General features: G+C 62.5%; 23 protein-coding genes and 1 pseudogene. 9 read left to right on the top strand and 15 right to left on the bottom strand.

The window, feature by feature from the left end:
• Position 1: 1 nt before the first annotated feature.
• On the top strand, positions 2 to 826 hold the full coding sequence (locus tag B0G81_RS03835) for a citryl-CoA lyase (protein WP_134133583.1): 825 nt from the start codon (positions 2 to 4) through the stop codon (positions 824 to 826).
• Between the two features lie 28 nt (positions 827 to 854).
• On the opposite strand, the gene B0G81_RS03830 is transcribed toward B0G81_RS03835, so the two are convergent.
• Positions 855 to 1,619, bottom strand: a complete 765-nt coding sequence (locus B0G81_RS03830) for an IclR family transcriptional regulator (RefSeq protein ID WP_116122954.1) — start codon at positions 1,617 to 1,619, stop codon at positions 855 to 857.
• Between the two features lie 278 nt (positions 1,620 to 1,897).
• Here B0G81_RS03830 and tehA point away from each other — a divergent pair.
• A pseudogene (gene tehA / locus B0G81_RS03825) lies at positions 1,898 to 2,915 on the top strand (dicarboxylate transporter/tellurite-resistance protein TehA).
• Between the two features lie 53 nt (positions 2,916 to 2,968).
• On the opposite strand, the gene B0G81_RS03820 reads toward tehA, so the two are convergent.
• Together B0G81_RS03820 and bla are read right to left on the bottom strand one after the other, a co-directional pair.
• On the bottom strand, positions 2,969 to 3,433 hold the full coding sequence (locus B0G81_RS03820) for a DUF4126 domain-containing protein (protein ID WP_134133582.1): 465 nt from the start codon (positions 3,431 to 3,433) through the stop codon (positions 2,969 to 2,971).
• A 235-nt stretch (positions 3,434 to 3,668) separates the two neighbouring features.
• On the bottom strand, positions 3,669 to 4,616 hold the full coding sequence (gene bla / locus B0G81_RS03815; protein WP_134133581.1) for a class A beta-lactamase: 948 nt from the start codon (positions 4,614 to 4,616) through the stop codon (positions 3,669 to 3,671).
• A 98-nt stretch (positions 4,617 to 4,714) separates the two neighbouring features.
• On the opposite strand from bla, the gene B0G81_RS03810 reads away from it, so the two are divergent.
• The gene (locus B0G81_RS03810) at positions 4,715 to 5,593 is read left to right on the top strand and encodes a LysR substrate-binding domain-containing protein (RefSeq protein ID WP_134133580.1); all 879 of its coding nucleotides are present in this window, start codon (positions 4,715 to 4,717) and stop codon (positions 5,591 to 5,593) included.
• Here the strand turns inward: B0G81_RS03810 and B0G81_RS03805 are convergent.
• Together B0G81_RS03805 and B0G81_RS03800 are read right to left on the bottom strand one after the other, a co-directional pair.
• Entirely contained in the window at positions 5,590 to 5,847 is a 258-nt protein-coding gene (locus B0G81_RS03805; protein WP_012425909.1) for a hypothetical protein, read from the bottom strand. The genes B0G81_RS03810 and B0G81_RS03805 overlap by 4 nt on opposite strands.
• 68 nt (positions 5,848 to 5,915) lie before the next feature.
• A complete protein-coding gene (locus B0G81_RS03800) occupies positions 5,916 to 6,413 on the bottom strand; it encodes a lecithin retinol acyltransferase family protein (protein WP_106278781.1) in 498 nt (165 codons plus the stop codon).
• Positions 6,414 to 6,883: 470 nt separating this feature from the next.
• Between B0G81_RS03800 and B0G81_RS03795 the strand changes: the two genes are divergently transcribed.
• Both B0G81_RS03795 and B0G81_RS03790 read left to right on the top strand, forming a co-directional pair.
• Positions 6,884 to 7,171, top strand: coding sequence for a hypothetical protein (locus tag B0G81_RS03795; protein WP_106278784.1), 288 nt, complete (start codon positions 6,884 to 6,886; stop codon positions 7,169 to 7,171).
• 5 nt (positions 7,172 to 7,176) lie between these two features.
• Positions 7,177 to 7,947, top strand: a complete 771-nt coding sequence (locus tag B0G81_RS03790) for a protein phosphatase 2C domain-containing protein (RefSeq protein ID WP_134133579.1) — start codon at positions 7,177 to 7,179, stop codon at positions 7,945 to 7,947.
• Between the two features lie 24 nt (positions 7,948 to 7,971).
• Here the strand turns inward: B0G81_RS03790 and B0G81_RS03785 are convergent, their stop codons facing one another.
• From B0G81_RS03785 to B0G81_RS03745, 9 genes are all read right to left on the bottom strand, one after another.
• Complete coding sequence (locus B0G81_RS03785) at positions 7,972 to 9,327, bottom strand: sigma 54-interacting transcriptional regulator (protein ID WP_106278789.1); 1,356 nt, start codon at positions 9,325 to 9,327, stop codon at positions 7,972 to 7,974.
• Positions 9,327 to 12,383 (bottom strand): peptidase domain-containing ABC transporter, encoded by a 3,057-nt coding sequence (locus B0G81_RS03780; protein ID WP_134133578.1) that lies wholly within the window; start codon positions 12,381 to 12,383, stop codon positions 9,327 to 9,329. Before B0G81_RS03780 ends, B0G81_RS03785 begins: the two co-directional genes overlap by 1 nt.
• Positions 12,384 to 12,449: 66 nt before the next feature.
• Positions 12,450 to 13,202: a peptidylprolyl isomerase gene (locus B0G81_RS03775; protein WP_106278795.1), complete on the bottom strand. Its 753-nt coding sequence runs from the start codon at positions 13,200 to 13,202 to the stop codon at positions 12,450 to 12,452.
• 37 nt (positions 13,203 to 13,239) lie between these two features.
• Positions 13,240 to 14,613: an HlyD family efflux transporter periplasmic adaptor subunit gene (locus tag B0G81_RS03770; RefSeq protein WP_106278797.1), complete on the bottom strand. Its 1,374-nt coding sequence runs from the start codon at positions 14,611 to 14,613 to the stop codon at positions 13,240 to 13,242.
• Positions 14,591 to 17,173 (bottom strand): FHA domain-containing protein, encoded by a 2,583-nt coding sequence (locus B0G81_RS03765; RefSeq protein ID WP_134133577.1) that lies wholly within the window; start codon positions 17,171 to 17,173, stop codon positions 14,591 to 14,593. The genes B0G81_RS03770 and B0G81_RS03765 overlap by 23 nt, the downstream gene beginning before the upstream one ends.
• A 229-nt stretch (positions 17,174 to 17,402) precedes the next feature.
• A complete protein-coding gene (locus B0G81_RS03760; protein WP_134133576.1) occupies positions 17,403 to 18,857 on the bottom strand; it encodes an efflux transporter outer membrane subunit in 1,455 nt (484 codons plus the stop codon).
• Positions 18,858 to 19,081: 224 nt separating this feature from the next.
• A complete protein-coding gene (locus B0G81_RS03755) occupies positions 19,082 to 19,363 on the bottom strand; it encodes a hypothetical protein (protein ID WP_134133575.1) in 282 nt (93 codons plus the stop codon).
• Between the two features lie 303 nt (positions 19,364 to 19,666).
• On the bottom strand, positions 19,667 to 20,101 hold the full coding sequence (locus B0G81_RS03750; RefSeq protein WP_134133574.1) for a DUF4399 domain-containing protein: 435 nt from the start codon (positions 20,099 to 20,101) through the stop codon (positions 19,667 to 19,669).
• Between the two features lie 47 nt (positions 20,102 to 20,148).
• A complete protein-coding gene (locus tag B0G81_RS03745) occupies positions 20,149 to 20,652 on the bottom strand; it encodes a DUF4399 domain-containing protein (protein WP_116122943.1) in 504 nt (167 codons plus the stop codon).
• Between the two features lie 347 nt (positions 20,653 to 20,999).
• Here B0G81_RS03745 and B0G81_RS03740 point away from each other — a divergent pair, with 347 nt between their 5' ends.
• Entirely contained in the window at positions 21,000 to 22,973 is a 1,974-nt protein-coding gene (locus B0G81_RS03740) for an SUMF1/EgtB/PvdO family nonheme iron enzyme (protein WP_134133573.1), read from the top strand.
• A gap of 82 nt (positions 22,974 to 23,055) precedes the next feature.
• On the opposite strand, the gene B0G81_RS03735 is transcribed toward B0G81_RS03740, so the two are convergent.
• On the bottom strand, positions 23,056 to 25,191 hold the full coding sequence (locus tag B0G81_RS03735) for a serine/threonine protein kinase (protein ID WP_134133572.1): 2,136 nt from the start codon (positions 25,189 to 25,191) through the stop codon (positions 23,056 to 23,058).
• 415 nt (positions 25,192 to 25,606) lie between these two features.
• Between B0G81_RS03735 and B0G81_RS03730 the strand changes: the two genes are divergently transcribed.
• From B0G81_RS03730 to B0G81_RS03720, 3 genes are all read left to right on the top strand, one after another.
• Positions 25,607 to 25,885 carry a hypothetical protein gene (locus B0G81_RS03730; protein ID WP_134133571.1) on the top strand — a complete coding sequence of 93 codons (279 nt, stop codon included), beginning with the start codon at positions 25,607 to 25,609 and terminating at the stop codon, positions 25,883 to 25,885.
• An 88-nt stretch (positions 25,886 to 25,973) separates the two neighbouring features.
• Positions 25,974 to 26,258: a hypothetical protein gene (locus B0G81_RS03725; RefSeq protein ID WP_116122939.1), complete on the top strand. Its 285-nt coding sequence runs from the start codon at positions 25,974 to 25,976 to the stop codon at positions 26,256 to 26,258.
• A 180-nt stretch (positions 26,259 to 26,438) separates the two neighbouring features.
• Entirely contained in the window at positions 26,439 to 26,648 is a 210-nt protein-coding gene (locus B0G81_RS03720) for a hypothetical protein (RefSeq protein ID WP_116122936.1), read from the top strand.
• The last annotated feature ends 180 nt before the right edge of the window (positions 26,649 to 26,828 follow it).

Raw genomic sequence — 26,828 nt, 5'->3', positions numbered from 1 at the left:
CATGACGCATGCAATCGACGCAGCGAAGCTCGCTGCCGACTATTGGAGCACCTCGATCATCGACATTCATCCAGGCTCGATCAACGTGCGCGGCTTCCCGATTCAGGAGTTGATCGGCAACATCAGCTTTCCGCAGATGATCTGGCTGATGCTGCGCGGCGAATTGCCCGACACCGATCAGGCGCGCTTGTTCGAAGCAGCGTTGGTGTCGTCGGTGGATCATGGGCCGCATGCGCCGTCGATTGCGATCTCGCGGATGGCGACCAGTTGCGGCTTGCCGCTCAACGGCGCAATGGCCTCCGCGATTAACGCGCTGGACGACGTGCACGGCGGCGCCGGTCAGCAGGCGGTCGAACTGTATGACTCGATCGATGCGCGCATGCAGGCGGGCGCCGTGTTGGAAGACGCCGTAGAACAAGGTGTGGATACGTTCATCGCGGAGCACGGCAAATATCTGCCCGGCTTCGGGCATCGCTTTCATCCGGTCGATCCGCGTGCGCCGCGGCTTCTTGCGCTGGTAGACGAGAACGTGCGTACGGAGCGCATCAGCGGACGCTATGCCGCGATTGCGCGCGGCATCGAAGCACTGCTGATGAGCCGCAAGAGCAAGCCCGTGCCGATGAACATCGACGGCGCCACCGCTGTGATCTACGCCGAACTCGGCTTTGCGCCGGAACTGGCGCGCGGCGTGTTCTGCCTTTCGCGCGCGGTCGGCATTCTGTCGCATGCATGGGAACAGCGCGGTCGCAAGGAACGCAACAAAGGTCCGATGCCGCGCCAGATGGCCTACACGTACACCGGCAAGCCCGAGCGGCATTTGCCTTGAGCCGCTTGCGTTGAACCGCTCACCCTAACTACTTGTCCTGGACTTCGGCCGCACGCCGCTGCGCATTGCGCATGGCGCGCGAATCGCCGCCCAGGGCATCAGTGGCGCGCGCGGCGCAATCGAATAGCGCGCCGAGATTGCGTTCGAGGAATGCCTGATCGATACGCGAGCTCGGACCGGCCAGCGTCAGCACGCCACGCAGGCTCTGGCGCACGCCGAATACCGGCATGGAAATGCCCGCCGTCTCCCGGTCGCGTTCGCCGATCGACACACAGTAGAAGTCCTCGCGAATCTTCTCGTACGGTGCGCCCGGCATGCCGCCGAAGGCGAGCAACGCAAGGCCGCCCGAACCGCTTTCCAGCGGCAGCACGTCGCCTTCGCGCACGTGAAAACGCACCGCGTGCTTCGAATCCACCCGATGCAAACACACCCGCACCGCTTCGTCACGCACATAGAACGACACGCTTTCGCCGCTGGTTTCCGCGAGATCGCGCATGAGCGGCACGACAATATCGCCGAGGTTCAGGCTGCGCTGGTATAGCGCGCCCAGCATGAAGGTGGCGGAGCCAAGCTGATAGCGGCCGTCGTCGAGACGCAGCAGCAAGCGGTGCTGGATCAGCGAGCCCGCGAGCCGCAACAACGTGCTCTTGTAAAGCCCCGTGCGCGCCGCCAGTTCGGCGAGCGTGAGCGCGTCGTCGTCTGGCCGGAATGCGAACAGGATCGCGCAAGCACGATCGATGACGGCCACACCTTCGCTTTCCTTCGTGTTCGATTTGTCCGCGGGCGTTGGCATGGATGGCATGACTTCATAGGGAAGCGGAAATTTTACGCCATGACGCGGGGCTGTCATACCCGCCACAGGCGCTTTGGCGCTGATTCCGCGCAATGCCGAACTCGAGCGGCCACCGCGGAGCAAATGCCGGCAGGATGCGTCACATTGCATCTTGAGACGATCGCGCGATTTGTTGAGCGCGCCCAGCATTCAGCGTTTGGCCGCGGCCTTTTACAGTACGTCATCGATCGCGCAGAGCCGCAACAATGGCGCGCGACGCAACTTTCGGAGGATCGGTGATGAACAGCAATCGTGGCACGATTCCAGTTGCTTTCTTCGGGATCGCGGTGGGCGCACTGGCGTTCGCCAATTTGTGGCGCGTGGCGATCAGGCTCTGGCACCTGCCCACCGTGATAGGCGATGTGATGACAGTGGCCGCGCTCGTCGTGTGGCTCGTGATTCTGGTGGCCTACGGGCAAAAATGGCTGACGCATGCGGACGAAGCGCGAGTGGAAATGCAGCATCCGGTGCAATCGTCGTTCGCGGCGCTCGCTCCTATTTCGAGCCTGCTCGCGGCCCAGCTTCTGCAGCCTTACGCGCATACATTGGCGCTCGCGCTGTTCGGCCTAGCCGTAGTCGCGCAACTCGCTCTCGGCACGTATTTGCATGGACGGCTCTGGCAAGGCGGTCGCAAGCCGGAACTGGTGACGCCCGCCATCTATCTGCCGACCGTGGGCGCGAGCTTCGTGGCGGGCACGGCTTCGGCCGCCTTCGGCCTTCACCAACTGGGCGAACTTTTTTTCGGAGCAGGTTTGCTGTCGTGGCTCGCAATCGAATCGCTGATCCTGCACCGCGCCGCCGTGCATGAACCGCTGCCCGACGCATTGCGCCCGGTGCTCGGCATCCAGCTCGCACCGCCGGTCGTCGGGGGCGTGACCTATCTGAGTCTGAGCAGCGGTACTCCTGATCTGTTCGCCATGATTCTGCTCGGTTATGGCTTGTACCAGGCTCTGCTGCTCCTGCGTTTGCTGCCGTGGATTCGCCAACAGGCCTTCATGCCGGCTTACTGGGCCTTCAGCTTCGGCGTCGCCGCACTGCCGACGATGGCGCTCCGGATGGTCGAACGAGGTGCGACGGGTCCGGTCGAATACGCCGCGCCGGTTCTGTTCATCGCGGCGAATGTGATCATCGCGATTCTGGTGGGGAAGACGTTGGGCCTGCTGGGTGCGCGGCAAGCTGATTCCCGCCACTGTGGTTACAAGTGCCCTGCCGGCACCGCAGGCATCCGCCGATTCACGCATTGCACGGGTCGGTTGAAGCGCCCGAACTGCGTCAGCGAGACGAGGCGCGTCCCGTCTCGCCGAAGCGCATCAACGCAACGCCATCACGATCAGCACCGCGCCGACGATCGCCACCGCGTCTTCGATCAACGCGGCCGGCTGGTCCCGCCCAAAGGCACGCGCCAACGCGCCGCGGACTCTCGCGCCGCCCAGGGTGCCGATCACGGCGCCGATCAATCCCGCGATCAACCCGTTCCCCACTCCGCCATGTGCCGCGCCGATCGCCGCGCCGCTCAAGCCGCCAAGCACGAGACGCGCGCCGAATTGCATCGGCACGGTACGGCTAGGGGTTTTCGGCAGTTGATCGGTGATCAGTTCGACAATGGCCAGCACCGTGAAGATATACGGCGTGGCGGTAAAGCCGAGGAAGGCCAGCGGCGTGTCTTGCAACGGCAACCAGCCCAGATGCGCCGCCCAACTGACCGCGGCGGGCGCGGTCATCGCGCGGAGACCGGCCACGACGCCGATCAGCAATGCCAGCACATAGACAGACATGGGGGACTCCGAATCAAGGCAGCGATGCGTGGTTGATCAAGCCGACGGCTTACCTGGACGAACGTCGGCAGAAGGTGTCGAGCATTTCCATGGACAGTCAACTTCTCACCGCATCCATCGAGGCCGATTCGCTGTTGCCCCTTTCGGTGTGGCCCTAGTGTCGCACACTTCGATCGGCGCTCCGGTCATCGCATCGCGTTGCGTGGAACGTGTACGTCCCGAGCCCCCGCCAGGATCAGATAGCCGCCACCACCAGCGCGCCCACATCCGCGATCGCTGCATTGCTGCGCGCCGCGTTGCCATCCGTTTCGGTCAGGTACACGGTCACCAGCACCGGACCGCGTCCGGACGGCCAGAGAATTGCTATGTCGTTGGCCGTGCCGTGATCGCCGGTGCCGGTCTTGTCGCCCACGCCCCAATCCTTCGGCAGCTTGGCACGAATCCGTGCGCCGCCGGTCTCGTTAGCGGCGAGCCACGCCAACAGTTGCGCCCGCGACGATGACGACAACCGCTCGCCGAGCAGCAGCTCGCGCAGATTGCCGAGCATGGCGTTGGGCGTGGTGGTGTCGCGCAGATCGCCGGGAGTGCCTTCGTTCAGCATCGGCTCGATACGATCCAGCCGCGTGACGCCGTCACCGAGACTGCGAGCGAACGCGGTCAATCCCGCCGGGCCGCCAAACGTGGCGAGCAACAGATTCGCCGCCGTGTTGTCGCTGAGCGTGATCGCCGCCTTGCACAACTCCGCGATGCTCATGCCCGCATTGCCGGTCAGTTCGCGCGTGTGCTTACTCGTGGCCGGCGAATTGGACACCACATCGCTTTGTGAAAACACCACGCGCCGCTGCAAGTCTTCCTCGCCACGATCCGTACGCGCCAATACAGCGCCCGCCACCAGCATCTTGAAAGTGCTGCACATCGGAAAGCGCTCGTCGGTCCGCAAGCCGGCGTGCAAGCCGGACATCGTATCGACGATCGACACACCCAGCCGGCCGCCGCTCGCCGCTTCGATTTCAACGAGCCGCCGGCGGATCGCATCCGCCTTCGCCAACTCGGACCCTTGCTCCGCCGTGCCCGTTTTCACCGCTTTGCCGGATACCTTGCCAAGCGCGCCCGCACTCCCAACCGCAAGCCCAGCTATCGAAACGCCCAGCATCGCACCCGCGAACTTCCGTCTTGTGATCATCGCCGCTCCTTTGTGAAGCCGCCACTATCGGTTTTCCGCCGATCGCTGACAAACGATGATAAGTTAGCCTACTCCCAAGAAAATCTTATGCCTTCGCCATGAGACCGTACCTTCCGTTGAACGCGCTGCGCGCGTTCGAATCGTCCGCCCGGCATCTGAGCTTCACGCGCGCGGCACTCGAACTGAACGTCACCCAGGCCGCCGTCAGCCAGCAGGTCAGAACCCTGGAGGAGCGGCTTGGCACCACGCTGTTCAAACGTCTGCCGCGCGGCCTCGCCATGACCGACGAGGGCCTCGCGCTGCGTCCGGTGCTGACCGATGCATTCGATCGCATTGAAGCGGTGCTCAAACAATTCGAAGGCGGCCACTTTCACGAGGTCCTGACGGTGGGCGTGGTGGGCACCTTCGCGGTCGGCTGGCTGATGCCGCGCCTCAAGTCGTTCCGCGACGCGCATCCGTTCGTCGAACTGCGGCTGCTGACCAACAACAACCTGGTCGATCTCGCCACCGAAGGCCTCGACTTCGCGATCCGTTTCGGCGACGGCACGTGGCCCGGTTCGCTCGCGACGCGCCTGCTCGACGCACCGCTCGCGCTGCTGTGCACACCGGAGATCGCCGCGCGCCTGTCGAAGCCGGAGGATCTCGTCGACGAAACCCTGCTGCGCTCCTATCGCACTGATGACTGGATGAGCTGGTTCAGCGCTGCGGGCATTCCGCCGCGGCCGATTCGCGGGCCGGTGTTCGATTCGTCGCGGCTGATGGTGGAAGCGGCGATGCAGGGTGCGGGTATTGCGCTCGCGCCCGCGCTGATGTTCGATCACGAGATCAACACAGGCCGGCTGGTGCGCCCGTTCGACGTGGAGGTTCATGCCGGCAGTTACTGGCTGACATGGCTGAAGGGCAAAACCATGACACCGGCGATGCTGCTGTTCAATCAATGGATCACCAAGGAAGCGTCTGCGCAGACGCAGAACTAGGCAGCCAGCAATGCGCGGCGATGTCCGTTCATGGCGGGCCGTTCGGCTTGCGGCGGAAACACATTCCACGAGCCGTCGTCGTGACGGAAGAAGAAGATCGACAGCATGCCGCCCGGACGCAAGGCTTCCACGCACACATAGCGCTGATGTTGCGACGCACGGTGGCAAAACTGCACGACGCGTGCGGGCATCGACGGGGTCGGGGCAAGCCATTTGTCTACGGCCCAATGCAAGGTCTTTTCCGCTGCGGCCATGATGTTCTCCTTGAATCCTTGAACGGTTGAATTACTGGAACGAGTCGTTGAAGTTCGATGCTGTCGGTTCACGCCAACTGAGCGGCACCGTGAACGCCCTTCGCGCTGCTTTCCACAAAGGCCTTCACGAGGCATACCAGCGCATGCATGCCGGTACGCGGATGGCGCAGGCAGCAATGCACTTGTTCGCTACGGCTTTCGCCAATCAGGCACCATGCGCAGAAGTGCTCGCAGTTGTTCGTTAGCAGGCGATAATGGTTTTCGCCGAGACGGGAGCGTGCGCGGCGTACGGCTTCGTCGCCAACGTAGCGGGCGGATGGGGTCGAACGAATCGTCAACGGATGGCCGGCGGCGAAGCGTTCCAGTTCTACTTCTTCAACCGGGCCGCGATGCGCTGAACCCGCGAAGCCCGAGTAATGAACCACGCGTCCATTGCCCACGTAAATGCCGTGGTGCTCGTAACCGCGACGTTGCGTGACGAGATGCGCGCCGATCGGCAGGTCGATGGTGGACGCGGCGTCGCAGCGGTCTGCGCTGTGTTCGCTGCTGGTTTGGTTCGTGTTCATGGCTGTCTCGCTTCGATTCCAACACTGTTGCGAGATCTTTTGCATCATCCGGGCCATGTGTGCGAAAGCCTTTATTTAAAGGGCTTCGCGGGAAATGGTGGGATTCCGGAAGCGACGAGTGTGCGTTGTGGGCCCACAGAAATCCCGCCGAAGTGTTGGCGAGCGGCGCTCATTTTTGGCTGCTGTGGATGGGGGAAGTACTTCGATTGAAGCGGCGCGGCGAGCGGCGGAAATGTGTTGGGTCGCGCATCGGTTCGAACGAGGGCATGTTGGCTGCCAGCCGACCGATTAATTCATGCGCGTCCATGCACTACATCACCAGACGCTCGGAATCGCCCGGCAATCAAGGCACCACGACAAAGCGCGCGAATCACTCGCAAATTGGCATAGCACTTGCACTATAACGGCCAGATACATCTTAACCGCGCGTCACCGCGCGCGTTACACACGCGGCCAACCGGAGAAACGACATGGCTTCTATTACAGTGAGCGACCTCTCGCTGAACCTCGCGCTAGACCGTAAAGCGATGGCGGCGATCCGCGGCGGCGGCGGCGCCCCGTGGGTGTACGGCTGGATTCAGCCCTATGTGCGCGATACGCCGAGCATTGGACCCGTCGTGAACCTGTACGACGTCACCAACAACTTCTATGCTAACCAGATGATCAACACGTTCCAGTCGGTCGATGTACGCAACACCGGCGCGAACTCGAACATCCGTGTCTCTCCCGACGCACGCAGCACAAACAATACGGTGTAAACGTTGTGACCTGTGCGAGCCAATTTCGCTGGACGTCGTCCGCGCGTTCCGACGCCGGATGCGTCCGCGAAATCAACGAAGATTCGTGCCTCGACCAGTCCGCGCTCGGACGCTGGGCCGTCGCCGACGGCATGGGCGGACACGCGGTCGGCGATCTGGCGAGCCGTCTGGTGATCGACGCGCTCAGCGGGCTGACGCCGCCCGTCAGCATGAAATCCTTCGTCGCCGATGCGCGCGCGCGCCTGCAAACCGCCAATCGCCAATTGCGCGAAGAAGCCGCGCGCCGCCAGGTGCAGCGTATCGGCAGCACGGTCGTCGTGCTGCTCGCCTGTGATCGCTTCTGCGGCTACATCTGGGCCGGCGACAGCCGCCTCTACCTGCTGCGCGAAGGCAGCCTGCGGCAACTCACGCGCGACCACAGTCAGGTGGAAGCGCTGAAGTCGCTCGGCGTGCTTACCGAGGAAGAGGCACGGCATCATCCGGCGCAACACATGATCACGCGCGCCGTCGGCGCCACCGACCTGCTCGAACTCGACGACGATGCGATCGAGGTCGCGGACGGCGACGTCTTCCTTCTCTGCAGCGACGGCCTGAGCAACGAAGTCAGTGAAGAAGACATGCTCGCTGTGCTGAGCAATGCGGCAAGCGCGAACGCGTCTGACGAACTCGTCAACATGGCGCTGGCGCGTGGCGGCCGCGACAACATCACCGCCGTGGTCGTGCGCGCCGAAGACCCTAACGCGGCCGACAAAACGCTGCTCAACCCGGCGCCATGAAGCTATTGGCGTGACGCTTCGATCTCAGGTCTCGTTGTCTTCATCGTCGCGGTCTTCAGCGCCGTTCTTGTTCGCGGCCGGCTGATTACGATTGCGAAAATCCTTCGAATGCAAGCCGTGTTTCTTCAGAAGCATCTGCAGATGCGAGCGATTCATGTCGATACGACGGGCCAGTTCCGCGACGGTGCCGCTCACTTCGCGAAGGCCGCGCTCGAGGAAGGCTTTTTCGGCGTCGTCGCTGGCGGCGCGTTTCGCGTCGCTCAGCGACATCAGGTTCGCCACGCTGATCGGCTCCTGCCCGCTTGCGGTCGCGGCGTTGGACGCCGCCGCCGACCCGGGCGCCGCCGGCCGCATATCCACAGGCAAATGATCGACGTCGGCCATATCGCCGGCCAGACACGACACGCGATACATCACGTTGCGCAACTCGCGGATATTGCCTGGATACGCATAGTTCAGCAGAAAGTCCCGCAAACGCGGCGTCAATCGCACGGGCCTGCGCTTTAACGTGCCGGCGGCTTCGTCGCCGAACCACGAAATCAGCAACGGAATTTCGTCGCGACGCTCGCGCAGCGGCGGCAACGTCACATGGATCACGCTAAGCCGGTAGAACAGATCCTCGCGGAATTTGCCCTCTTCGCTGAGCTGCCGCAGATTGCGATTGGTCGCCGCGACGATGCGTGTGTCCACCGCAATCGTTTCATCGGACCCGACGCGTTGAATCTCATGCGCTTCCAGCACACGCAGCAGCTTCACCTGGCCGGCAAGCGGCAATTCGCCGATTTCGTCCAGAAAGATCGTACCTGTATGCGCGCTTTCGAATTTGCCCTTGCGATCGTTCGAAGCGCCCGTGAACGCGCCCTTGCGATGCCCGAACAATTCCGACTCCAGCAGGTTGTCAGGAATCGCGCCGCAGTTCACGGAAATGAAGGGTTTGTCGGAACGCGAACCGTTGGCGTGAATCACCTTCGCCATCAGTTCCTTGCCGGTGCCGCTTTCGCCGTCGATCAATACCGGTAAATCAGTCGGCGCGGCTTTCTCGGCGATTTCAAGCGATTCGAGCAGGCGTGGATTGTCGCCGAATGTCCCTTCGAAAATGAAACTGCGTTCGAGCAACGCCTTGCGGCGCGCGCCACGCGACAGGTCGGCGCGCTCCTGCGGCTCCGCAGCCACCGCCGCCTGCACGAAGCGCTCCTTGTGCGAAAGCTGCATCACCTCGTCGCGCAGCGAGGTGGCTTGCCGGAGCAGCTTGTCGATGTCCGCGCGCTCCAGCCGCGACGACCAGCGCAGTGTCGAGCGCAGAATCTCGATCCGCTCGATCAGGCCCGCGTAGGAAATCGCGGGGCTGGCCTCTTCAATCTGGTCGAGTATCTTCATCATCATGCACTCAACTGTTTCTGTACCAGCTGGTAATACATGCCGCCGCGCTGAATCAGTTCATCGTGGCGCCCCTGTTCGACAATCGCCCCTTCATACAGCACGAGAATCTTGTCGGCACGCATAATCGTGCTGAGCCGGTGCGCGATGATCACCGCCGTGCGGCCCTTCAGAATGTCGTGCATATTGCCGAGGATATTGCTCTCCGATTGCGAGTCCAGTGCCGAGGTCGCTTCGTCGAATACGAGCAGACGCGGATCGTGATACAGCGCCCGCGCAATGCACAGCCGCTGGATCTGCCCGCCCGACAAGCCGATGCCGCGCTCGCCGACAATCTGCTCGTAGCCGAGCGGCATCTTGCTGATGAATCCGTGCGCGTCGGCCATCTTCGCGACCTCCTCGATGCGGCGCCGGTCGGGCGCGTCGTCGCCGCTCGCGATGTTCTCGGAAATCGTACCGGAGAACAGCAGATTGCTCTGCATCACATAGCCGATCTGCGCACGGTAATAGGCTTTATCGACCACGCCGAGATCGTAGCCGTCGATCGTCATCTTGCCTTCAGTCGGCGTATAGAAGCCGACCAGCAATTTGGCGAGCGTGGTCTTGCCCGACCCGCTGCGTCCGACAATCGCCACCAGTTCGCCGGGCTTGATATCGAAGCTGATGTTCTCGAGCACGTACGCCGAGTCGTTTTCGCCATAACGGAAATAGACGCCGCTGAGGCTGATCTCGCCTTGCAGTTCGGGCAACATCACGCGCGACGGCAAATCCTGCGGCTTCTGCTCGGGTTCGATATCGAGCACATCGCCCAGGCGCTCCATCGCCACGCCCGCGTCGTTCAACATGCTCCATAAACCGACCAGGCCCATGAGCGGACCGAGCACGCTCCCCATGAACGCGTTGAACGCGATCAACTGACCAATCGTCATTTCGCGCGCCAGCACGAGATTCGCGCCGACCCACAGAATCGCAATCGTCGTCGCGGCGTTCAGCAACTGACTGCCGAGTCCCACGAGAATGTTGAACGCGTGCGCGCGATATTGCACTTCGAGCGCCTTCGCGTACTTCTTCTCCCAGCGCAAGCGCACCGGCCGTTCGATACCCATGCCCTTGATGGTCTCAACGCCGGCGAGCGCTTCCATCAGAAACGACTTCGATTCGGTCGACGCGGTGAACACTTCGCGCGCATAGCCTTTGATCTTCGGCGTGGCGATCGCGGTCAGGGCCATGATCGGAATGACGAAAGCAATCAGCACCAGCGTCATCTTCACGTTGTAGACGAACATGATCGTGAAGTAGATGAAGACCATCAGCAGGTTCAACGCCGTGGTGACAGTGGACTCGGTGAGGAATGCACGGATCGTCTGGTTCTCCTGAAAGCGCGCGAAAATGTCGCCGGTCTTGCGCTTGGCGAAAAACGAAAACGGCAGTGACATGGTGTGCTTGAAGAACTGCGACATCATCGCGAAGTCCATATTGCGCACCATGAAGTTCGCCAGATACGCACGAATCGACGACATCAATTGCGAAAAGACATTGGCGATGATCAGGCCGCCGATCAGCAGATGCAGCAGGCTGACATTCTGATGCACGATCACGCCGTCGAGAATGTTCTGGATAATGAGCGGCGGAATCACGCCCAGGACCTGAATCACGAAAGTGGCGAGAAACAGGTGGCCGAGAATCTTCTTGTACGGCTTGAGGTAGCCGACAAAGCGAATCCACGGCGAACGCGCGGCGGACATCTGCAGTAAATGCGGTCCGCCGGTAAACAGCAGGCAGGTGCCGCTCCAGCCGCGCTCGAAATCTTCGACCGTCATTTTCTTGAAGCCGACCGCCGGATCCGCGATCCACACGTAATCCTTGGAGAGCCCGTACACCACGACGTAGTGATAGCCCTCCCAGTGGACGATGAACGGCAGATCGAAACCGCGCAACGAATCGAATGTGCATTGCACGCCGCGCGCTGTAAAGCCGAGCGATTCGCCGGCGCGCGCCAGACTGTCGAGCGTCGCGCCCTGGGTCGTGACGTTGGCGAGCTCGCGCAATTTGCCAAGCGTCATTGGAATACTGTAGTGGCGGCATACCATCGCAAGGCACGCCGCACCGCAATCCATTTCTTCCGCCTGCTCGACCAGCGCAAAGCGTTTGATGACTTTCTCGCCGAACTCGGGCTTGCTTTGCAAATCGAGCATCAGCGGCAGCTTGCGCCGCTGCTCGACCCGCTTTTGCCGCTGCAATTCACGGTCGCCGTAGCGAATCCGCTCGTCGAGCACTTCGCGCAGTTTCGGATTGCGTTCGAGGATGAAGTGAACCGTACGCTCCGGAATCACCAGCAGCCGCGTATCGGTCGTCGCGACTACCGATGCCATCTGCTCCTGGCGCATCAGGCATGCTTTCTCGCCGAATATCTCGCCTTCTCCCAGCGTGGCGAGCGTATAGTCGTGCCCCTCCTCGTGCCGCACGATACGCACTTCGCCATGGCGCACCACGTACAGGCGCCGATCCTCGCGACCGTCCTGTTTGAGGATTTCCTTGCCCGCGGCCACGCGTTTCACGCCGACGCTGCGCACATACTCTTCGAGTTCGGCCTTGTTCAGTTTGCCGCGCAGATCGAATAATTGCGCGACGAAACCACCCGCCGAATTGATCGCCACATAGCTGGCAACGAACGCCAATGCGGCCTGATTGCCCGCGATCACAGGTTCGATTGCGGCGCGTGGAATGAACAGCAATTCGGTTTTCGCCGACGACCGCACCGACGCTTCGTGGACATAGGTGCGCAACATCGCGATATCGGCGAAGATCTCGCCCGACTTGCGCACCCCCATGCTGGTTTCCTTACCGTGCTCCTCAGTAAATATCCGCACGGAACCCGAACGAATCACATACAGCCCGTCAGCCGTCTCTCCCGCTGAGCAAACCGTTTCGCCGAACGAATAGAAGCGCGCTTGCGCATATTCGGCAAGACGCTCGATCTCGTCGCGCGAAAACGGCGAAAAAATTTCCACCGAGGTGAGAAACTCGGCTGCGGAGGGCGCGGTCTGGGGTGCATCCATGTGCTTACGGACCTCGAATCGGCGTGTCGCGGTGTTGTTTCAATACGGCGCGTGGTCTGGAACGGCCTAGCGCGCTTCGATCACGTGCTCCTGGGCGCGTGAGATCAGCCAGCTTTCGCGCAGCAGGCGCCGGACTTCGGACGCCACGTCGGCGTCGAGCGTCGCCGGATATTTGGCCGTCACGGCGAAAATCTCGAAGCACGAACGATCCGCAGACGGAAACGGTCCCAGCAGATCGCCCACCGCCGCGTTGAAAATCTTCGCTTCGATATCGGGCTTCAACGAGCCGCGCAGCACCTTGCCGATCACGCCGCCCGCCTCGCGCGTATCCGCGATGGAATGCTCGCGCGCCATGTCGGCGAAACTGTCGGGATCGTCGTGCAGGTACGAAATCATTTCTTTCGCCTTGCCCTCGCTGTCGAGCACGATGTGACTCACCTCGATCGCGTCGAACTTCGGCGAATTGAGCGCGAAGTAATCCTTGATCGCGGCCTCGTTGCCGATCTCGTCGAGCATCTTCTCCTGATACAAGCCGTCGGTAATGAAGACCTCGAATTCGTCGAGACTGACATTCAGGGCGTCGAGATACTGATTCATGTCCGTCGCGCGATGCAGACCACGGACGCGGCGGAACTGATCGGCGCGTTGCTGGATTTCATCAGCGGTCACGGTAATGCCCTGCTTCTTCGCTGCGTGAACCGTGAGCTTGTCGCGCACGATCTGCTCGATCAGGCTCTCGAACTGGCCGGTCAGTTTCAGAAGACGAATGAACTCGGCCACGTCCACGACTTCATCATCGATTCGCACTATCGCGGTCATTTCTTCCGCTCCTTTAATTGACGTGTGATCCGTGCGGTCATCCCGCCACCTGCCTGAACGGATCGAGACCCAGATCGATCAGGCGCCGTTCGCGCACCACGATCTCAGCGCTTGCCGTCATGCCGTAGCGCAACGGATAGCGCGTGTCGGCAATCTGGTAGTAATTTTTGTCGAGCGTGACGCGGCCTTCATAGACTGGCTGCTTGTCCGTCGCCGACGGCTTGGTGGCCGGCGAAATATAGGCGAGCGTGCCGCTGATCAGCCCGTAGCGTTGATACGGGAAAGCGTTGAATTTCAGTTTGACCGGCAAGCCCTCGTGCAGAAACGCACGATCGTGTTCGGCAATTTCGATCTTCAGCACGGGCCGTGCGTCTTTGGGCGCAATGCCGCCGAGCGGCGCGTTTGCCTGAATCTTGTCGCCGCGCTGGGTCGACGTCACGTCGGTGATGACACCCGAAACCGGCGCGAGAATCAGCAGGAAATTGTCTTTGTCGATGTTCTCGAAGCGAATTCGCGCGGCTGCTTCGGACACCAACCGCGCGCTTTGCAGTTGCAGGCGCAACTTGTCTTCTGCGTCGGTAATGTCGCGCACCGCCGAATCGTATTGAAGCTGCAGGTCGGTGGTCTGCTGGCCGCTGGTTTCCAGTTGCGCGTTCGCCTGCGTGTATTCGTGGCTCAAGCGGAAATCCAGCTCCGCGAGCTTCGATTGGGCGACACGGTACGCGTTATCCGCCTCCATTGCCGCCGTGCGTTTTTGCTCCACCTGCAATTCGGCAATGCCGCCGCCGCCCGGCTGCGCGAAGAGCCGCGAGTAGCGGTCCAGTTCCTGGCGCGCCGCTTCGCGCGTGCGCCGGGCGTTGTCGAGCATGCTGCGCGCCTCGTCGAGTTCGGCCTTCTGTCCTTCCGCTAGTTTGGTCGTGCCTTCGGAGACGCGCGTTTCGTGCTGGCGGGCCTCCACTTCCATCTGCGTTTTGAGCGCGGCGGCCTTACGCTCCATTAGCGCTTTCTTCTCGGGGAACTGCTTCCAGTCGCGCTCGGCGTCTTCCAGTTTGAGCTGTGCCTGCAGTGCATTGCTGGCGGCCTCGATTGCGCCGCGCGCATTCAGGCGCGCCAGCACATCGCCCTTCTGCACCGGCTGCCCTTCGGCGATATACAGATCGGCGAGTTCGCCGTCGATCGGCGCATAGATGCGGCGCACCTCCGATTCCGGCGACAAGGTGCCTTGCGCGCTGACGATCACGTCGGCACGCCCCACGAACGACCACAACAGCCCGACCACGACCAGCGCGACCATCGCCCAGATCAGCGCGCGCGCGAGCCGCACCGGCTCCGCCATCAGGATCGCGATGCCCTCGACGCTGTGATCTTCCAGCGCCTCCGACAACGGCCTAGGGTGACTGTCGCGTTTCACTCTGCTCGCCTCCGATCAATGCCAGCTTCGCTTTCAGAAGGCCCGGGTCCAGCACCATGCGCAACTCCGTTAGCGACCGGCGCTGCAAATTCGCTTCGGCTTCGATGTCCGCCAGCAGACGGTCGAAGTCGGCCGGATGATCCGCCTTCAGTTGCGTGTAGATGCGCATGCCCTGTTGCGCCGACGTTTGCGCATCCGAAAGCAGACGGGCCTCGCTGCGAAATCCCGGTGAAATGCCGGCTTCGAGCCGCTGCGTACCGCCGATTGATCCACCCGCGCGATACTGCTTCCATAGGCTCTGGGCGCGCAGCAGCAGATCCTGCGCACGCGCGAGCGCTTTGTCATGCAAGGCGGCGACGTCTTTCTGGATCGACTGCAGGAACCACACGTCCGTTGCCGGATCGAGGCTGGCGTAGAACGACAGCAGACGCTGGTCGTAATCCTTGTCGCCGCGCGTCTTCTGCAACTGCGCGTAGTGGTCGAGCAATGACTTCTTGTGCGCCAGTTCCGCCGCGAGCACGTCGGACCACGGCCCCGCGGGCATGGCCTGCAGACCGGCGAGCGCCTGTTGTGCATCGCCGCGCTGCCAGGCCGCCGTCACCTCATCGTGGCGAGCAATCACGTCCGGCGAAGGCAAACGGCTCGCCGCCAGCTGTTGAGACTGCGCCTGAAACGGCGGTGTGCTGAAGCGCGCCGTTTTCAACATCGCGAGCAACGGCACCAGTTGCCGGCTCAGCGCGGCATTCAACAAATCGGTGTATTGGCGTAAATCCTGACGCACCCGGTCAATGCCCGCGAGACGCGGGTAACGCTGTGCATAATCGTCGAGCACGGGCGGCAACGCGTCGGGCTTATCGCGCGCCAGTTCGGTGCGGATCGTCCCATTCAGACGGTCGATGGCGGCGAGATACACCGAATCGTCGCTTTCGAGTTTGCGCAGATGGCTCAGCGCCTGCGCATAGGGATCAGCGAACACGGGCACGTAGGAGGCGATGCGGTCGAGCGCGCGCTGATGGCTCTTCGCGTCGTCTTCCCAGCGTTGCAGCAGGTTGTTGATCGTGCCCTCGTCCGCGTACATGCGAATCGGCGCGTCCATGCCGCCGCGCGCCGCGACGAAACGCTCCAGATCGCCGACCCATTGCAATTCGTTGATCAGCGACGCGGCGTCCGCATTATTCGCGCTCAACGAACGCATTTCCTTGAGCAACGCGTCGGCCTGATCGAACTGTGCCTTTTGTAGCGCATTCAGCCAACTGGGGAGCTTCGCCTTCAACAACGCTTCGCTCGCGAGTGCGCTGACTTTAGTGTCGGTGGGATGGCTCGCCAGATAGCCCGATGCCGCCGTGACCGCGCTTGTGTAATCGCCGTTCGCCAGCAGATTCTTCAACTCGCGCTCCGACGAACCGCGCATATACAGCGCGGTTCCAATCGCCGCCAACACCACGACACCCACGCCGCTCCATATCGCCACGCGCCGTACGCTCGCGCGATCGTCGATCGCAAACGCCTTGCCGAGTTCGCCCGCGAGCAAACGCCAACGGCGCGGCCGGCCCTTCGCGGCAGCCGCGTTGGCACCGCCATTCGCACCGTTGGTTCCTTGCGTGCCGGTCGCCGCTTTTGCCGAGCCGGTGGGCGTGTCGCGCTTCGCATGCGCGGACGCGGGCTGTGCCGCCTCGTTGACTTCGTCTTCACGTTGGAGGCCGGGGTCGACGCAAAAGATATCGAGGAATGAATGCGCGGCGCCGACGAAAGTGGTCTTGTCGGGATCCACCGCTTCGTCGGCGGCCGGATTGACGAATAGTTGTGTCACGGTGGGCTCGACTTCAGGGGGTTTCTGCAGCGTCACCCTGTAGACGAAGTGGTCTCCGCCAAATGCAACGAGGTCTCCTTCCACCAGGGGCAGCGCGGATTCATCCAGCCGCTTTCCACCGACAAATGTGCCGTTAGTGCTGCCGAGATCCTCGACATAGAGCTCGCCGCCCTTCAGAAAGATGTGCGCGTGACGGCGTGAGATGTAGTTGACCTGATGCGGATAGCGGTCCTTGTAGCGCGCAAAGACGTCGTCTGTCTTACTGACGAGAAACGGGAATGCCTGCACCTCGATAGGTTGCAGGCCGAGATCGTCGCGCTGCGGCACCAGCAGCAATCCCGGCGCCGCCGACGGACTGGCGGCCGCCACGATACGCGCGCGCGGCTCGATGCTCACGCGGTAGCAGAGTTCGCCGCCAAAGCACAGTTCGTCGCCGGCGCGCAGACGCGCCGGAGTCTGCCGCACCGCCACGCCGTTCACCGTCGTGCCGTTCTTGCTGCCGAGGTCGGCGACGTAGACCGCGCCGTGTTCCGTGAAAACCCGCGCATGACGGCGCGACAGGCGCGCGATCCGCTCGGCGGGATAATCGGTAAAAGGTGCTTCGCTGCGCCCGATTGCAAACAGGTTGTCGACGATACGAATCGCGTCGAGCGCGGGACGTTGCGCAGACGCGGCCGGTGACAGCACCACGTCGAACGCGGCGTCTTCTGTCGCGCGCATCTCAGCAATCGGAGCTTCGCCGGCGGCCATTTTATCTGGATCACTAAGCGTTTACCCGTTGCGGCGAGAGCGCAACGGAAACGGGACGAATGACTACGGCGAAAAGATATTGTTCATGTGAGTCGTGCAAAAACCGACTCCTTAATGATTGTAAGTCACACATGGCGAGTGTCAATTTTCCGATCATCGGTTATGAACGCAACAAGTGCGTCGAATGCAGCCGAAATACCCCACGCTGCACGCCACGTTGCGGATTAGCTCAGTGTTCCTTTACTTGTGCCTGCACGTCGACGCTCGGCCAACCTCCGCCCAGCGCCTTATAAAGCAGCACCGTGTCGGACAGAATCTGTTGATGGTTGGCAAGCAGTTCCTGCTGCGCCTCCAGCAAGGTCCGTTCGGTTTCGAATACCTCCAGTTGCGACACCACGCCGAGGCGCAATTGCGACTGGATCTGATCCGCGACGATCTGCAGCCGCGACGCCTCCTGCTCCAATTCCACGCGCTGCTGCTTGTGCGAATTCAGGTTGACCAGCGCGTTTTCCACTTCCTCGAACGCACCCATCACTGCCACGCGATACTGTTGCTCGGCCACCGTCGATTGCGCTTTGGTGACTTTCACATGCGCACGCACGCCGGGATCGAGCAGCGGAATGTTGATGCTGGGCATGAAGCCATACGTGAACGATTTCAGCAGATCGGTCAACGCGAAACTCGCGGTGCCGGCGTGGCCGGTCAGGCTGATGGTCGGCAGCTGCGCGAGCTTGGCCTGCCCGACGAGGTCGTACGCTTCCAGCACTCTGAACTCGGCGGCCACCACGTCGGGACGCCGCGCGAGCAGTTGCGCGGGCAAACCGTCCGGCACGGACGGCAGTTGCACGCGCTGCTGCAAATGCCCTTTGGGCATCTGGAATTCACCCGCCGGCACGCCGATCAACGTACAGAGCGCGTTGTTGGCGAGCGCGCGCGAACGGCGCAGGTCGAGCAACTGATTGGTCAGGCGGTTGATCTCCGCCTGCTGGCGCAACACCTGGGTTTGCGGCACGAGCCCGTTGCGGCGCTGGCCGTCGTAAATGGCGAGGATTTGCCGGTTCGTTTCGAGCGTTTTCTGCTGCTGTTCGATCTGGTCGTCGAATTGCAGAATCTGGAAGTAGGTGCTCGATACGTTCGATACCAACTCAAGATAGCCGGCGCGCCAGTCGGCCTCGCTGGCGTGGAATTCCGCCTTCTGCGCCTGCACGCCTTTTTCGACCTTGCCCCAGATATCGATGTCCCAGTTCACCTGCGTCGCGAGGTTGTACTGCTTGGAGAAAGTTTGATGCGTGGTCTTTTCGAAACTGGCGCCGGCGCCGATATCCATGGTCGGCAAGGCGCCCGCCCCGGCTTCGCCAATCTGCGTGCCGGCCACGTCGATACGCGCGGCCAGCACCTTGATATCGAAGTTGCCGGCAATCGCCTTTGCAATCAGCGTGTCGAGATAGGGATCGTGGAAGCCTTTCCACCAGTCGGGTTCGATCGTCGCGGCGGCCGAGACGGGCGAGCCTTTCTGATCCGACCACGAGGCTTTGGCGGGCGTGTCGGGACGCTTGTAGTCGGGCATGCTGACATCGATACAGGCCGACAGCGAGAGCGCGCATACCGTCGCCGCGCAAACGCTGCGCAGTGCGGATGTCCTGCGGAAAAAGCGCTGGCAAGCTGACGAAAGCAACGCTGACACGATGGTCTCCGATGACGCCACTTCGTTGCACGAGAAGCACGCGCCCTTTAAGTAAAGCATCTCCTGCGCGGCTTCACCATCGAAGCGAGGCGGGAAGATCGGCGCGGGAATCGGGCGGTGGAACGGGGGTGGCGTGAAAAGAACGATTGGCTGCGAAATCTTTTTGAGGAGCGGCCGGTAAGCGCCCGCGGAGGCTGTCGCGCCTCCGCGGCGGCCTGCGCCGTTTAGTGCACGTTGATGTTGTTGCTCGCGGTCACATGCGGGTCGATCGTGCTCGAGATGCCGGCGACGAACGCTGCGTTGTTGCCGTTGGCGCTCTGGATGTTCAGCGTCGTGTTGATCAGCTGGGTGGCGTCGACGGTCTTGCTGTTGTTCGGCGCATACACCGGCATGAAGTTGAAGTACGACGAGGACGGATAGTAGCCGGTACCGCCACGCACGGCGCTCATGGCCTTGCTGTCGAGTTGTTCGGTGAGGGACAGGTCTTTGATCATCAGCGTGTTCATGGTAAATCTCCTGGGAAGGGAATACAGCACAGTTTGCGGTTGGGTTCGAGCAACTTGTCTGCTCGAGTGTCACTAATGCATGGGTTGTGCCAGGATTGCTTTCCTATCCTAAGAAATGTGCCTGAATGCCGTGGATAAAGGGTTGCGGAGCCGGCGGGATATTAAACGCTAGATAGGGCGGTGAAACGGCGCGCGGAGGATGGTGGATCGTGGCCAACAACCCGCGCGAAATTGTTGGTTGCGGCGTGACACTGAGGCGTTAGCCAGCGCGCCGTGTCACGCCGCGCAATGAACAAGCGCGCGTCACCGCGCGATGACGGTGATCTTCTTCGAATACACCGGTGGATTGTGCGGCACATGCATGTCGTCGCCCATCAGCAACTGCAGTGTGTGCTTGCCTGGCGGGAGTTGAATCATGGTCTCCGTTTCACCCGCACCGAAGTGCAGATGATTGCGATCCGACGGAATCTCCTGATCCATCGGCGGTAAGTCCGTGTCGATCAGCAAGTGATGGTGGCCGGTATTCGGAAACTTGACGCCTTTCGGCGCCACGCCCATGTACCGCAGGCCGAACCACACCTTGAACGGCTTGTTGGCAGGCACCACCTGGCCGTCGTTGGGATAGCCGATATACGCCTGGGCGCCGGCCGGCGCCGGCGTCGTACCTGCAAGGGCGGCATTCGGCGAAGCCAATGCCGCCGACATGACGAGCGCCGCGACCGCGATGATCTTGTACATGAAGGTCTCTCCGTCCTGACGGATTCGCTTTGAACGAACGGATCGCGCTAGTCTTTTAGCACGGTGATGGTGATTTTTTTCGAATACACAGGCGGCACATGCGGCACGTGGTTGTGGTCGCCGAGAATGAGCTGCAACGTGTGCTTGCCCGGCGGCAACTCGATACGCGCGTCCGTTTCGCCCGCACCGAAGTGCAGATGATTGCGATCCGACGGGATCTCCTGATCGAGCGGCGGCAGGTCGGTGTCGATCAGCAAATGATGATGGCCGGTGTTCGGGAACACGACGCCCTTCGGGCACACGCCCATATTCCGCAGTCCCATACGCACCCACAACTTGCCGCCGTGAATCACGGTGCCGTCCGATGGCCAGATGATGTATTCCTCCGCGCCCGGCGGCGACGCCGTATGCTCGGCCGCCGCGAATACGCTCGGGACCATGTTGCCGACCATGAGGAGCAGCGTTGCGCGCAACGTTCGGCGCAATGCGTCGCGACGCGCATTCGATCCATGACGCGCGTCGAGAACAACGGGGGTAACGGTTCTTCGCATAGCGCACTCTCCCGAAGAGTGGTCATGGCCAATGGCGTTCGGCTGGATGTCGCGGATGTGCGCGAGATTGGACGGCCACCTGCTTAAAACGAGCTTGCCGCCCTACTTTGTGAAATTAGCTTAGGACGTAACTTGCCAAAAAGATACGCCACGCTCGTTAACCGTATGACGCATTCGGGGCACGCGGACAGTTGTGGCGCGCAAAGCGCGTGCTATCGTTATTAAGAGGTTGCAGATGGATGGTCGATAAGGGGCGTCGATGTTTCGCGCGATTTATTCCGGCGGCGGCCGCGAGTTGTGCGGTCCTCGATTGCCTATGTTCTGTCCGGAACAAACAGGATGTGAAGATGTGGCGAATATTCATGCTGGTGTGCGTGGCCGGGGCAATGCAGACGCATTGGGGCGATGCGTTTGCAGCGCAACAACGTGAGGGCGCCGAGCAGGGTGCGAATGCAACGAGCTTGCCGCTCACGCTGGTTACTCCGTTCTCGCCTCAACCAGGCAACGCGCGTTCTCCCCGTATCGCGCTTGTGATCGGCAACGGCGCATATGGTGCGGACGGTGTGGTCGGTGCGGGTCGCGATGGCTCGCAAGTGGAGGCGCTGCGGGAGAACGCGCCACGCGACGCCGCCGCCATGCGCGACAGGCTCCAGACGCTTGGCTTCGACGTCATCATGCGCACGAACGCGACGCCGCGGCAAATGCGCGAAGCCATCGGCCAATTCCATCAGCGCTTGCAGGCGGGCGGTGTCGGTCTGTTTTATTTCGCCGGACACGGCATGCGGATCGGCCCGCAAACCCTGCTCATTCCCGCGGGACTCGATGCTCGCTCACCGGCTGCGGTCGTGAGCAACGGTGTCGATCTGCACACCGTATTGGAGGCGATGCGCGGGCCGCGAGACGGCCGGCTCAATCTCGTGATCCTCGATACGTGTCTGAACGATCCATTCTCGGCGAGCCCGACGGACGATACATCCGCGCTTCCCGCCAATACGGTGGTTACCTACGCAACCGCGCCCGGCGGTTTCGCTGCGGACGGGACACGGCACGGCGTCTATACGAATGCATGGCTGCACGTGCTCGACAGCGCGCCGTCGCTCACGCTGGCGGACCTGTTGCAACGTGTCGCAGCGCAGGTACGCGAGGCCACCGGCGGCCAGCAATCGCCGTGGCTTACCTCGTCGCTTCCTCGGCCCGTGCTGACGGCCGATGCCGCATCCACCGCGAGGGACAATCCCATCGTCACGCTGCACAGTAGAGGCATTCTGCCGAAAGACAGCAGCGAACAATACGAAATCACGTTCTGGAACTCGATCAAGGACAGCAACTACCCGGGCGACTACGAGGCCTACTTGAAGGCCTATCCGAACGGCCGCTTCGCCGCGCTCGCTCATGCGCGCATCGACCGTTTGCGTGCTGCGGCGTCCTCGAACGCGCCGTCCGCCGCCACGCCTGCTGCGCCTTCAACAGCACCCGCGCCACAGGCCGCACGGCCGACACCGCCGGCCAGTAGCCCGACACCCAAGCCCGCTCCGAGCGCCGCCCCACCCGCTGCACCACCCGCGGCGGCGGTCGCGCAAAAGCCCGTCACGCATACGCCGGTTGCCGGTGAAAGCCGCGATTGCGCGACCTGTCCGATCATGATTGCCGTGCCCGCCGGTTCGTTCTCAATGGGCAGCAGTACCGACGACCCGTCCGAAAAGCCCGTTCATCACGTGACCATCGGCGCGCCGTTCGCGATCGGCAAGTATGAGGTAACGGTCGACCAATGGAACGCGTGCGTCGCCGCCAATGCGTGCCAGAAACTCACGCCGGAAAGCAACACCAATAAAGCCGCACCGGCGCGCGACCTCAGTTGGGACGACGCGCAGCAATACGTGAAATGGCTGAGCAAGGTCACCGGCAAACCGTACCGTCTGCCCACCGAAGCGGAATGGGAATACGCGGATCGCGGCGGCACCACCAGCGCCTACTGGTGGGGCGACCAGATGCGCAAGGGCAACGCCAATTGCAAGGACTGCGGCGACCCGTGGCACAAGGAAGGACCCGAGGCCGCCGGTTCGTTCGCACCGAATCCGCTCGGCCTGTACGACATGAACGGCAGCGTCTGGGAATGGACCGCCGATTGCTGGCACAACTCCTACCAGGGCGCGCCCGCCGACGGCCATGCATGGGACAGCCCCGGCTGCGATATGCGCGTGATTCGTGGCGGTTCGTGGCGCGAAGGCGGCGGCTACATGCTTAGCGCGACACGCTTCAAGTACAGCGCGGGCGTGCGCCAATCGCAGGACGGCTTCCGGGTGGTCAAAGATCTGAAGTGACTTGCCGGGGCCGCGTTCGAGTCTCGATCGGACTCACAGCCCATTGCAAGAGAATACGAGAGAAACCGCGCTCCCGCTCCCGTCAGGGCGAGCGCGGTTTCGTCGTGATCGGCGCGAAATCGGCGACGACGTGATCGCGGCCGTATTTGCCGCCGATCTGCGCGAGGCGCGCATCGAGTGCCCGCAGATAATCGGCGCGCGATTCGCTCTCCGGGCGCGGCTTGTCGAAGAGCGGCGCCGGCGTGATCAGCAGCACCACCATCTCCGATCCGAACGGCTTCGAAATGATCCAGTCACCGGCGCCGCCGACCGTCGCGGCGTAGTGAGGCGGCGCCTGATTGTCCTTCGCGCGCGGGCTCGGCACCATGTGCACGACGCTGCCGTCGAGCTGGTAGTAGTCGAGGTTCACATACGAGTCATAGCCCGGCGTGGTGATGTCGACCACCAGCGGATCACCGTCGCTCAACTGACCGCCCGGCGGACGCACATGCAAGGCCGCGAGGTGGCCCGCCTGCATGTTGTGAATCCAGTAGGGCGCGAACGCCTTGATGGTGTCGCATTTGTCGTCGGCGAGCGGCTCGACCTGGAGTGTCAGTGTGTCGACGCCCGGCAACGCCCCTAGCGTGTCCTTCAGATGCGCCGCGCCATAGCGTTGCGAGACGTAGCCCCGCACCGTCAACGAGTGATCCTGTACTGAGGCGGATAGCGCGGAACAAGGCACTTGCGTCAGCGCCGGTGTGACGGCGGCGAGCGTCAGCGCCGGCTTCGGCGCGGGCTTCGCTGCGGGCGCCGCCGGTGGCGTGGCGGGCACTGCCGCGACCGGACTTGCCGGCGGTGCCACGGGCGGCGCGGTCACTGTCCCTTCCGAAATCGACGAAGCCGCCTGCTCCGTCAAAGCCTGCGATGCGCCTGCTTCCGTCTGTGCTCCGTTATGCCGGTTCGCCCCCGAGCGGAACGCGAACACGCCGACCGCCGCGGCGCACACCACCGCGAAACTCGCGAGCCCGACCTTCGCCAGCGTGCCCGACTTTTCCGCGCGTGCTTCGTTATCGAACTCCGCGATGAAGCGCGCCACGCTCGGCATGCGCGTATTGCGATCGAACGACAGCGCGGCCCGCAGCGCGCGCCATTGTTTTGAATCGAGATTGGCCGGCCGCTGCGGTTTGAAATCGGAGTTGCGGGCTTGCGTCGCGGACAAGCGATCGAACGGATGGTGGCCGGTCAGCAATTCATACGTGATGCAGCCGAGCGCGTAAATGTCATCGCGCGGATCCGGCTCGCGGTGCTCGATCATTTCCGGGCTGGCGTACGCGGGCGTCAATGCGCCCAGGCTGCCCGGATCGAAGACGGTTGCATCGCTCTCTTCTTCCGGACGCTGGAACACGCGTGCAATGCCGAAGTCGATCACTTTCACTTCGGCGTCCGTCGTGAGAAACACGTTGGCGGGCTTGAAGTCGCAATGCACGAAGCCGCGTTCATGCGCGTAGGCAAGCGCGCTGCACATGCCGCGCACGATCGGCAGCGCCGCGCGCACCGGCATGCCCTGATAGCCCGGTGTGCGCAGCAACTGGCTGAGCGGCTTGCCGGACAGGTACTCCATTGTCAGATAGACGATCGGCCCGTCACGATCGAAGTCGTACACCGTGATGATGTTGCGATGCGCGAGCACTTGCGCTTTGCGCGCCTCGCGCTGCAACGCGACGAGTGAATTCGGGTTGCCGCGGAACTGAACGTTGAGCACCTTGATCGCGAGATACGGTTTGCGATCCGATGCCTCGAGCTTGCGCAGATCCAGCGCCTTGTAGACCGTGCCCATGCCGCCCACGCCAAGGCATTCCTCGAGCACGAAGCGGTTGTTGAGCGTATCGCCAGTGCCTTTGATCTGGTCGTGGCCCGTGGTATTCGCGGCGCCCGCTGCGTTCGCCGCACTGCCCGCACTTGATGATCGTATCGACGGAATCTCGACGGTGGTCTGGATGCCGGTTTCGTCGCCGCCCGCGGCCACGTTCGAGACGCGCAACTGCTCGATGCGCCGCCGCACTTCCACGTAGAGATCGTCCGGGAGCGGCGCCTTGCGATGTGCCGCGCCAAGCATGTCCAGCAGCTGCGTAGGGCCGAGTCCTTCGGTGGTCAGCGTGCTGTCGAGTTGAGCCACGAACTCGTCACGGGACAGCTCGCCGTTCTGAAAGTCGTGAATCACACGCGCAAGGCTAGCCATATGTGCGAAGCGCCGCCGCTGCCGTTGGGCCGGGTCGCGCGCGATCCAAGCCTGTCGGGCTGATAGAGAACCTTTCGTAACCAGTTACATGTGCCGCTTCGATACTAGCTCCCGCTCCGTTCTTTCGCAAACCAGGATTGCCCCGCTGCCGGCCCAGTGCGCCCGTGTCGTGCGATATCCAACAGCATGCAGTGGTCTGTCGGACGCATGCCGTCGGCCGGTCATCGCGTCCGCGCCGCAGTGCGTTCGGGCGCGCCCGGCACGACGACGCGAAACCCTTATTCCGCAAGCCTTTCCCAACTTTCTTAGGAACCTTGAATAAAACTGGCACAGCCTGTGCATGAGTGACACCCGAGCAGACAAGTTGCTCGCACCCGATCGCAGCACCCTGACCTTTACCCTCTGGAGACTCACCATGAACGCACTGATGATCAAAGACCTGTCCATCACCGAACAACTCGACAGCAAGGCCATGAGCGCCGTGCGCGGCGGCACCGGCTACTATCCGCCCTCGTCGTACTTCAACTTCAGCCCCGTCTTTGCTCCGAACGACAGCAAGAAGGTCGACGCCACCCAGCTGATCAACAACCAGCTGAACCTGCAGAACGCCAACGGCAACAACGTCGCGTTCGCCACCGGCATCAGCTCGACGGTCAACCCGTGCGTCACGACCAGCAACAACATCCACATGTAATACGTCGCGACACGGAGCGCCCGGCTCGCCGGCGCGCTTCGTCCGCCGACGATTACCTCCGTCTTCCGCGCACCTTTGGAGAAGCACCATGTCATCCCTCATGATTCGCGATCTGTCCGGCACCCGCGAGCTCGACCGCCGCGCCATGTCGGCGGTGGCCGGCGGCACCGGCAGCAGCGTGCCCGGCCTGCCCTCGGCCGCCGGCCTCGGCGGCATTGCCAACGTCAACGTCTCGATCAACCAGAACCTCAACCAGCTGCAGTACGTCAACGTCGCCGCACTCAACAACGTCGGCGTGATCGGTGCGGGCTTCGCGCCGCTGCACCTGAACGTCAGCCCGTCGCTGTGGGGCGCCAACTACGCCAACGTCTGACCGCTTGCCGCGAGGGCCGGGGGGCCTCAACCATGCCGGCGGATCATCGCCGGCCGGCGAGTTGCAGCGAGATTTCCTATACTGATTGTGCGGGGAGACCGCAGCACATTTCACGGCACATCCGGGCGGCGGCCGGCGCATTGCACCGGCCCACCGCCCGATTTCATTTCTGGAGCCATCATGGCCAGGCTGATCATCAGGGACCTCACCGACAGCGTCGAACTCGATCGTCAGGCAATGACGGCCATCGTCGGCGGCGCGCGTATCGGCGCGCGGCTGAACGCGGCCGTGCCACTGGTGCCGGCTTCGGCACGCGTGGTCGAGTATCCGCCGGGTTTCCCCGCCGCGCATCAGACGATTGCCAAGGCGGCCATGCAGCGCAAAACATAGCGCGCCCCGCTTCGGCGTTGCACAGTCACAGCAACGGCACGCGTTACTCACGCGTGCCGTTTGCTTTTGTTGTCGGCAGAACGCCATAAGCCGACATCCCACCCTCGATTGGTGGGAACTCGCCGAACAGTTCCGCCGAATCTCAAGCTCACTTAACGCCATATTCGAAGAACGCATATC

The sequence above is a fragment of the Paraburkholderia sp. BL6665CI2N2 genome (assembly GCF_004366535.1).
Classification (GTDB): Bacteria; Pseudomonadota; Gammaproteobacteria; order Burkholderiales; family Burkholderiaceae; genus Paraburkholderia.
The sequence above is the reverse complement of the archived record's forward strand: the minus strand, read 5'-3'. Positions and strand labels throughout refer to the sequence as shown.

Excerpts from the sequence above, each read along its gene's own strand:
- B0G81_RS03830 (WP_116122954.1), bottom strand. The coding sequence starts at position 1,619 with ATGCCAACGCCCGCGGACAAATCGAACACGAAGGAAAGCGAAGGTGTG.
- B0G81_RS03745 (WP_116122943.1), bottom strand. The coding sequence starts at position 20,652 with ATGCGAAGAACCGTTACCCCCGTTGTTCTCGACGCGCGTCATGGATCG.
- B0G81_RS03755 (WP_134133575.1), bottom strand. The coding sequence starts at position 19,363 with ATGAACACGCTGATGATCAAAGACCTGTCCCTCACCGAACAACTCGAC.
- B0G81_RS03835 (WP_134133583.1), top strand. The coding sequence starts at position 2 with ATGACGCATGCAATCGACGCAGCGAAGCTCGCTGCCGACTATTGGAGC.
- B0G81_RS03805 (WP_012425909.1), bottom strand. The coding sequence starts at position 5,847 with ATGGCCGCAGCGGAAAAGACCTTGCATTGGGCCGTAGACAAATGGCTT.
- B0G81_RS03735 (WP_134133572.1), bottom strand. The coding sequence starts at position 25,191 with ATGGCTAGCCTTGCGCGTGTGATTCACGACTTTCAGAACGGCGAGCTG.
- B0G81_RS03740 (WP_134133573.1), top strand. The coding sequence starts at position 21,000 with ATGTGGCGAATATTCATGCTGGTGTGCGTGGCCGGGGCAATGCAGACG.
- B0G81_RS03780 (WP_134133578.1), bottom strand. The coding sequence starts at position 12,383 with ATGGATGCACCCCAGACCGCGCCCTCCGCAGCCGAGTTTCTCACCTCG.
- B0G81_RS03730 (WP_134133571.1), top strand. The coding sequence starts at position 25,607 with ATGAACGCACTGATGATCAAAGACCTGTCCATCACCGAACAACTCGAC.
- B0G81_RS03810 (WP_134133580.1), top strand. The coding sequence starts at position 4,715 with ATGAGACCGTACCTTCCGTTGAACGCGCTGCGCGCGTTCGAATCGTCC.
- B0G81_RS03785 (WP_106278789.1), bottom strand. The coding sequence starts at position 9,327 with ATGATGAAGATACTCGACCAGATTGAAGAGGCCAGCCCCGCGATTTCC.
- B0G81_RS03720 (WP_116122936.1), top strand. The coding sequence starts at position 26,439 with ATGGCCAGGCTGATCATCAGGGACCTCACCGACAGCGTCGAACTCGAT.
- B0G81_RS03800 (WP_106278781.1), bottom strand. The coding sequence starts at position 6,413 with ATGAACACGAACCAAACCAGCAGCGAACACAGCGCAGACCGCTGCGAC.
- B0G81_RS03795 (WP_106278784.1), top strand. The coding sequence starts at position 6,884 with ATGGCTTCTATTACAGTGAGCGACCTCTCGCTGAACCTCGCGCTAGAC.
- B0G81_RS03750 (WP_134133574.1), bottom strand. The coding sequence starts at position 20,101 with ATGTACAAGATCATCGCGGTCGCGGCGCTCGTCATGTCGGCGGCATTG.
- B0G81_RS03725 (WP_116122939.1), top strand. The coding sequence starts at position 25,974 with ATGTCATCCCTCATGATTCGCGATCTGTCCGGCACCCGCGAGCTCGAC.
- bla (WP_134133581.1), bottom strand. The coding sequence starts at position 4,616 with ATGATCACAAGACGGAAGTTCGCGGGTGCGATGCTGGGCGTTTCGATA.
- B0G81_RS03765 (WP_134133577.1), bottom strand. The coding sequence starts at position 17,173 with ATGGCCGCCGGCGAAGCTCCGATTGCTGAGATGCGCGCGACAGAAGAC.
- B0G81_RS03820 (WP_134133582.1), bottom strand. The coding sequence starts at position 3,433 with ATGTCTGTCTATGTGCTGGCATTGCTGATCGGCGTCGTGGCCGGTCTC.
- B0G81_RS03775 (WP_106278795.1), bottom strand. The coding sequence starts at position 13,202 with ATGACCGCGATAGTGCGAATCGATGATGAAGTCGTGGACGTGGCCGAG.